The organism is Pseudomonas sp. CAN1, assembly GCF_030462585.1.
In the GTDB taxonomy this organism is placed as follows: Bacteria; Pseudomonadota; Gammaproteobacteria; order Pseudomonadales; family Pseudomonadaceae; genus Pseudomonas.
This window is the reverse complement of the sequence record NZ_JASMRU010000013.1, coordinates 144,451-150,707: the sequence shown is the minus strand read 5'-3', so window position 1 is coordinate 150,707 and position 6,257 is coordinate 144,451. Positions and strand designations below refer to the sequence as shown.

8 protein-coding genes are annotated in these 6,257 nt (G+C 65.3%); 4 read left to right on the top strand and 4 right to left on the bottom strand.

Going from position 1 to position 6,257, the window contains the following annotated elements:
• Both proS and QO207_RS18300 read left to right on the top strand, forming a co-directional pair.
• Positions 1 to 836, top strand: an 836-nt coding sequence (gene proS / locus QO207_RS18305) for a proline--tRNA ligase (RefSeq protein ID WP_301533738.1), incomplete at its 5' end; no start/stop codon positions are given.
• An 8-nt stretch (positions 837 to 844) separates the two neighbouring features.
• A complete protein-coding gene (locus QO207_RS18300; RefSeq protein WP_301533737.1) occupies positions 845 to 1,801 on the top strand; it encodes a hypothetical protein in 957 nt (318 codons plus the stop codon).
• Between the two features lie 3 nt (positions 1,802 to 1,804).
• Here QO207_RS18300 and QO207_RS18295 read toward each other — a convergent pair whose 3' ends face one another.
• Both QO207_RS18295 and QO207_RS18290 read right to left on the bottom strand, forming a co-directional pair.
• Positions 1,805 to 2,080 (bottom strand): acylphosphatase, encoded by a 276-nt coding sequence (locus QO207_RS18295; RefSeq protein WP_301533736.1) that lies wholly within the window; start codon positions 2,078 to 2,080, stop codon positions 1,805 to 1,807.
• Positions 2,081 to 2,551, bottom strand: coding sequence for a TlpA disulfide reductase family protein (locus tag QO207_RS18290; RefSeq protein ID WP_301533735.1), 471 nt, complete (start codon positions 2,549 to 2,551; stop codon positions 2,081 to 2,083).
• 30 nt (positions 2,552 to 2,581) lie between these two features.
• Here QO207_RS18290 and QO207_RS18285 point away from each other — a divergent pair, with 30 nt between their 5' ends.
• Together QO207_RS18285 and QO207_RS18280 are read left to right on the top strand one after the other, a co-directional pair.
• Complete coding sequence (locus QO207_RS18285) at positions 2,582 to 3,991, top strand: PilZ domain-containing protein (RefSeq protein WP_301533734.1); 1,410 nt, start codon at positions 2,582 to 2,584, stop codon at positions 3,989 to 3,991.
• 186 nt (positions 3,992 to 4,177) lie between these two features.
• On the top strand, positions 4,178 to 4,573 hold the full coding sequence (locus tag QO207_RS18280; RefSeq protein ID WP_301533733.1) for a hypothetical protein: 396 nt from the start codon (positions 4,178 to 4,180) through the stop codon (positions 4,571 to 4,573).
• A 4-nt stretch (positions 4,574 to 4,577) separates the two neighbouring features.
• Here QO207_RS18280 and QO207_RS18275 read toward each other — a convergent pair whose 3' ends face one another.
• Both QO207_RS18275 and QO207_RS18270 read right to left on the bottom strand, forming a co-directional pair.
• Positions 4,578 to 4,772: a hypothetical protein gene (locus QO207_RS18275; protein ID WP_301533732.1), complete on the bottom strand. Its 195-nt coding sequence runs from the start codon at positions 4,770 to 4,772 to the stop codon at positions 4,578 to 4,580.
• 159 nt (positions 4,773 to 4,931) lie between these two features.
• Positions 4,932 to 6,161 carry a YihY family inner membrane protein gene (locus QO207_RS18270; protein WP_301533731.1) on the bottom strand — a complete coding sequence of 410 codons (1,230 nt, stop codon included), beginning with the start codon at positions 6,159 to 6,161 and terminating at the stop codon, positions 4,932 to 4,934.
• Positions 6,162 to 6,257: the final 96 nt, after the last annotated feature.

The following is a 6,257-nucleotide window of genomic DNA, read 5'->3' as shown; positions in this document are numbered from 1 at the left end:
TGGTGGTTCGTGGCGACCACGAACTCAACGAGATCAAGGCCGGCAACCACCCGCTGGTGGCCAGCCCCCTGCAGATGGCCAGCGAAGCCGACATCAAGGCTGCCATCGGCGCCGCTCCTGGCTCCCTCGGCCCGCTGAACCTGGCGCTGCCCTGCATCATCRACCGCTCCGTCGCCCTGATGAGCGACTTCGCCGCCGGCGCCAACGTCGACGACAAGCACTACTTCGGCGTGAACTGGGAACGCGATCTGCCGGTACCGGAAGTCGCCGACCTGCGTAACGTTGTCGAAGGCGACCCGAGCCCGGACGGCAAAGGCAGCCTGATCATCCGTCGCGGCATCGAAGTCGGCCACATCTTCCAGCTCGGCACCAAGTACAGCGAAGCGATGAAGCTTTCCGTACTGGGCGAGAGCGGCAAGCCGGTCACCCTGATCATGGGCTGCTACGGCATCGGCGTGTCCCGCGTGGTCGCCGCCGCCATCGAGCAGAACTACGACGACCGCGGCATCCTCTGGCCGGCTGCCCTGGCGCCCTTCCAGATCGCCATCGTGCCGATGAAGTACGAGAACGAAGCCGTACGCGCCGCTACCGACAAGCTCTACGCGGACCTCACCGCCGCCGGCTTCGAAGTGCTGCTGGACGACCGCGACAAGAAGACCAGCCCCGGCGTGAAGTTCGCCGACATGGAGCTGATCGGCATCCCGCACCGCATCGTGGTCAGCGAGCGCGGCCTGGACGAAGGCACCCTGGAGTACAAGGGCCGCCGTGACGCCGAGTCGCAGCCTGTCGCCCTGTCCGACCTGCAAGCCTTCATCACGGCCAAGATCCGCAACTGAGCAGAGCGATGTCCACCCGAAGTACCACCAGCCTCGTGGCTGCCGCCCTGTGCGGCAGCCTTCTGCTGAGCGGCTGCGCCAACCAGCTGCCGCAACGCAGCGAGCATGAAGAGCGGGTCGAGCGCAAACTGCTCGACCACAGCCTGCAGATCGATGTCGGCACTCCGGGCGTCCTGGAGTTGCCGCAACGTCGCATCCGCGTGCAGGAACAGAAGACCTTCGAAGTCACCGAGTTCGAGGTCACCCGCCGCTACGACCGCTATACGCCCTACCAGGGCTGGCGCAAGAGCTACGAAATGCCGCTGGGCGTCGTGGCTTTCGTCGCCGGCATCGGCGCCAACGTGGTCAACGTGTTCGCCCTCGGCAACCTGCCCGAAAGCGTCACCCGCGGCTGGATCCGCTACGGCATCGACGGCATGAATCCGTTCATGAACGTGCAGTCCAACGGCCGCGCCGAGCAGAACCTGGCATCGATCGACGAGAAGCAGCGCGACAAGCGCACCGAGTACTCCAGCCTGCCCTGGTCGGAGCGCCCGGTGACCGTCACCGCCGGCAAGAACTCCCAGGAGCTGCTCACCGACCGGCATGGCGTGCTGCGCCTGAACCTGCTGGAAGGCCCGTTCAGCGACGACGAGGTCAGCCGCATCGGTCGCCTGCAGTTCAGCGTCCAGGACCCGTCCGACGACACCCGCGCCGACGCCAGCCTGATGATCAGCCGCTCGCTGCGCGGCAAGCTGCAGGAAGCCCACGCGCTGATCTACGACGACCTGGAAGGTGACGATGTGCACCACTGGGTGCACCGCGTGAAACGCCTCTCCGACCTCGGCCTGGAAGAGGAAGCGAGCGAGCTGGAACAGAGCCTGATCGAGCTGACCCGCAACGATCCGGAGCTGCAGAAGGAATTCCTCCACAGCCTGATGACCGACGCCGGTCGCCTGGCCGCAGACCCCGGCGCCAGCAACTGACGCCTAGCCGCGCACAATGAAGCCGGTGATGCCCTGAGGCGTCATCGGCTGCAGTTCCACCGCCGCCACCTTGGCCTTTACCGGCCCGCGCGCCAGCCACTTCTCCAGCTCGCGAACAGCCTCTTCCTCGCCTTCGATCAGCAACTCCACGCGACCGTCATCGAGGTTGCGCACCCAGCCATCGATCTCCAGGCTGTCGGCCTGTTCCTGGGTACTCTGCCGGTAATAAACGCCCTGTACCTTGCCGCTGATGTAGCCGTGCAGACAGATCCTGGCCATCTACCGCTTCTCCTCGCGCAATGCGCTCAGGCGCGCCTGCAGGCCGGCGGCGGTCTGCTCGCCGAGCAACTGCTCGCGCATCTTGCCCTCAGGATCGATGATGTAGGTTACAGGCAGCGCTTCGCTGCGCGGCAACTGGTAGCGCGGCGCCGGGTCGTCGGCCAGCACGGTGTACTGCACGCCCAGGTCCTGGGAGGCCTTCGCCAGCTCGGCGTCACGCAGGCCATCGAAGTTCACCCCCAGCACGCGGAAGCCCTGGGACTTGCCCTGTTCGGCCAGCCCGTTGAGCTCGGGGATTTCCTTGCGGCAGGGTGCGCACCACTCCGCCCAGTAATTGATAACTAGCCACTGGCCATCTACCTCGGCAGCGGGTACTTTCTGTCCATGCTGATCGGTGCCATAGTCCGCCGAGCAGCCGGCCAGGATCAGGCCGGCGATCAAGCCCATCACAATACGGAGCCGCACTCCCATGCCTTCAATCCTCGTGTATGCGGGGTGGTCATGATGCTCGATGCCTTGCGCCTGGAGGTGCCGGACATCCTCGAAGAGGACGCCGAGGCCATGAGCAACCTGGCGGCCGGGCTCCTGGAATCGCGTCACCAGCCCTTGCAGGAAGGCCTGCAAAAGGCTCTCGGCACGCTGTTCCGCCTCAACCGATGCGCGCTGACCTTACTGGAAAGACAACGCGCCCTGCAAAGCCTGAGCGAAGAATACCGGCATTACGAACGGCTGGTCCGCCTGGAAAGAACGCCGCCGGCGATCTTCGTGCACTTCTGCGCGGAACTGGCCGCCGGCTTCAAGCGCCTGCTGCTGCAGATACTGCATGGCCATAAGCCCTCGCGCCCGCACATGGCCTGGTGCCTGTACATGGCCCAGCATTTTCTCGCCCAGGCCCTGCTGCGCCATTACCAGCAATACCAGCAGCCGCCGGGCAGCCTGTGGCGCGACAGCCACCTGCTGTACTGGATCGGCGAGCATCAGGATTGCCTGGACGAACCGGTTGCGGCCGCCTTCGACCCGGTACCTGCCGGCACCCTGCGTGGCCTCTACCAGCAGATCCTGCTGCTGGCCCTGAGCAACCCTTTCCACCTCACCGAAGGCGAAGCTCCGCAACTGTTCAGCGCCCTGGCGCCACTGGCGGCGCTGGGCCGGCTGCTGCCGTGGGACGAGGAGGAACAGGATGGTTTCGTCCTCGACCTGGGCTCCGACCAGCCTTGCCTGGCCGCCGACCAGGCCGCCAACGCTCCGCCTGATCAACTGCGCCGCCTGGAGCTGGGCGCGCTGCTGATCGCCCTGCATGATCCGGCACCACTGCGCCGGCTGGACCAGGGTGCGCTGCTGGAGCGCGTTCGCCACCACTGGCTGGGCCATCAGACGCGCCGCCACGAACGCTCCGAACAGAGCGGCACGTGCCGCGTCGTGGTCGGTCTCGCCGCCATCCAGCGTCACCTGCTCGACAGCAGCGCCAGCCCGTGCCTGGAAGCGGCGCTGATGGACGCCAGCGCCGGAGGGGCGCGCATCCTCTGTGCCGGCCAGCAGAATGGCAGTTTCCCGGTCGGCCAATTGCTGCTGATCCCTGGCAACGGCACCACCGCCACGCTCGCCGTGGTGCGCTGGCGCCACCTCAACAGCGACGGCCTGCACCTGGGCCTGCGCTACCTCAAGGGCCTGCCGCGGCCGGTATGGCTACGCCGCGCCCCTGACGCCCAGCGTCACCCCGGCGTGCTGCAGAGCACCCCGGAACCGGGCAACGGCTGGTACCACGGGCTCTGGGTCACACAGGGCCAGTTCGTCGAGGGCGAGAATCTCTGGCTGCAACTGGCCAGCTTCGACAACCAGACCATCTTGCCGCTACCGCCGGCCAACCTGGGAACGCCACTGGTAGCTCGCCACCCTCTTCGTCTGGCCTGATTGTCGGAATTGGGAGAGGGTTCACAGGCAAGATCAGCAGTAGGCCCGGAATCGTCCGACTCCACCTTTCTATAATTCGAACGTTCGTTCTGACTCTCGGGACGACTTCCGCTCGCCAATACCCAGCGACCTTCAGAACGCGGCCGGCGCCACGTACGCCGCCCCCTTCATCGACAGGACAGCCCGATGCAGCCTACAGATCAGCTTGTCAGCAAGGTGCCCAGCCATATCGTCGCCAGCGCGCGGCCGGCCAATGCGGCCAATGGAGGGCGTCTGGCGGACTTCAACGTGGCGGCCTGGCTGCATCTGCCAGGGGTGGCGGATCTGCCGGTGACACTGCTGGTCAGTTATCGCGATGGCGAGCGCCTGCGCGAGGTGGTGATCGATCACGGCACGGTGAACAAGCAGAGCCGCATCCTGCTTTCAGCCGTGGTGCGCTTGCCGTTCTCCCAGCGGATCGAGGATGCGCAGATCAAGCTGCGCGCGGCGGTCGCGCTGTCGCGCGTGATCGCCGAAGAGGTCTTCATGCAGGCCGTGGAACAGCAGGCAAGCGGCGCTCGCCCTCTGGCCACCAGCTACTGAAGCATCAGCCCAGCTGACGCACCGGGGCGATATCGGCCGGTGCAACGGCGCTCGGCTCGACAACCTCGGGCGCTACCGACGGCAGCAGCGATTCAGGCCAGCTGCTGAAGTGCAGACCAGTGATTCTATTCAGCCGCTCCAGGGCGCTCGTCAGATCGCGCTGGTGCAGGTGTACTACGTTGTTCTGGTCTTTTTTCATGGAATCTACTGGCCTTGAGGGGAACTTCTGAAGGACGTCTATGTCCTGTTTCCCCTGTAGCCAGAAGCATGCCAATTCTGAAACAGCGCAGAATGACGCGTCCTGTCATGGCGAAAGCGATTGCCAAGCATCAGAAACGCCGAAAACTGACGTTTTACGTCACTCGGAATGTGACGGCTTCAACCATTTCGCCAGGCTGTCGCCAAAAAGCTCCTGGCGATCAGACTGATAGCGCTCGAGCGTGCTTCGCAATTCCGGGTACCAGGGCTCGTCCAGCTCCGCCGGCAATGCCTCCAGGCACGGCAGCGGCCAGGGACTGCGATTGAGCAGGTGATGCAGGCTGTAGCTGCCCAGGTCGCGACACAACACCCAGGCCGCCGTGGTCGAGCCAGCCCGGCACACCAGTTGTTCCGCCTCGAGGAAGTCCAGCACCTCTTCCCACTCGTCTTCCGGCAGCAGCCAGCCGGCGCGATGCAAATGCGCCAGGCGCGTCGGCAGGCCGTGGCGCTGGCGATCGAAGAACACCCGCAGCACCCCGAGGATCACCAGCAGGCGCGGCATCGCCCGGTGACGCCACAAGCGCGTCGACGACAGGTTGCAGACCAACTCGGCGCCGAACAGCACGATCAGCCAGGACAGGTAGATCCACAGCAGGAACAGCGGCACGGTGGCGAAGGCCCCGTAGATCAGCTTGTAGCCGGGGAAGAAGCTCACATAGAAGCCGAACAGCGACTTCGCTGCCTCGAACAGGATCGCGGTAAACACACCACCGGCGAGTGCATGCAGCACCGGCACCCGCGCATTGGGCACTGCCGCATAGATCAGGGTGAAGGCCGCCACGCTGGCCAGCAGCGGCATGAACTTCAGCAGCATTGCCGCGCCCGGCAGCGCATGGGGGCCGGAGAGCAATGACAGCGAAGTGATGTAGGTGGACACCGCGAAGCCCGTCCCCAGCAGCAGTGGCCCCAGGCTGAGGATCGCCCAGTACAGCAGGAAGCGGGTCACGCCGCGGCGCGGCTGGCGCACGCGCCAGATGGCGTTGAAGGCTTTCTCGATGGTCACCAGCATGGTGAAGGCAGTGACCGCCAGGAAGGCCACGCCCAGCCACGTCAGGTGCCGCGCCTGCACCGTGAAGTTGCGCAGGTAGGCCTCCACCGCCTCGCCGGTGGACGGCACGAAGTTGCGGAACACGAACAGCTGGATGCGCTCGCCCATGCCCTCGAAGGCCGGCACCGCCGAGAGCATGGCGAAGGTCACGGTCATCATCGGGACGACCGCGAACAGCGTGGTGTAGGTCAGGGCTGCAGCGCTGTTGGGCGCCTTGTCGGCGAGGAAGCGCTGGACCAGATAGCGGCCGAACTCGACCAGGCCCTGCAAGCGTTCGTGCATGAAATATCCTTTGGCTGCACTGAAAAAACCGTCCTCGTAGATCGCGGCGAACGACAGCGGTTCAGTCCAGTCCGAGGAGGCGGTTAGAATAGCCGC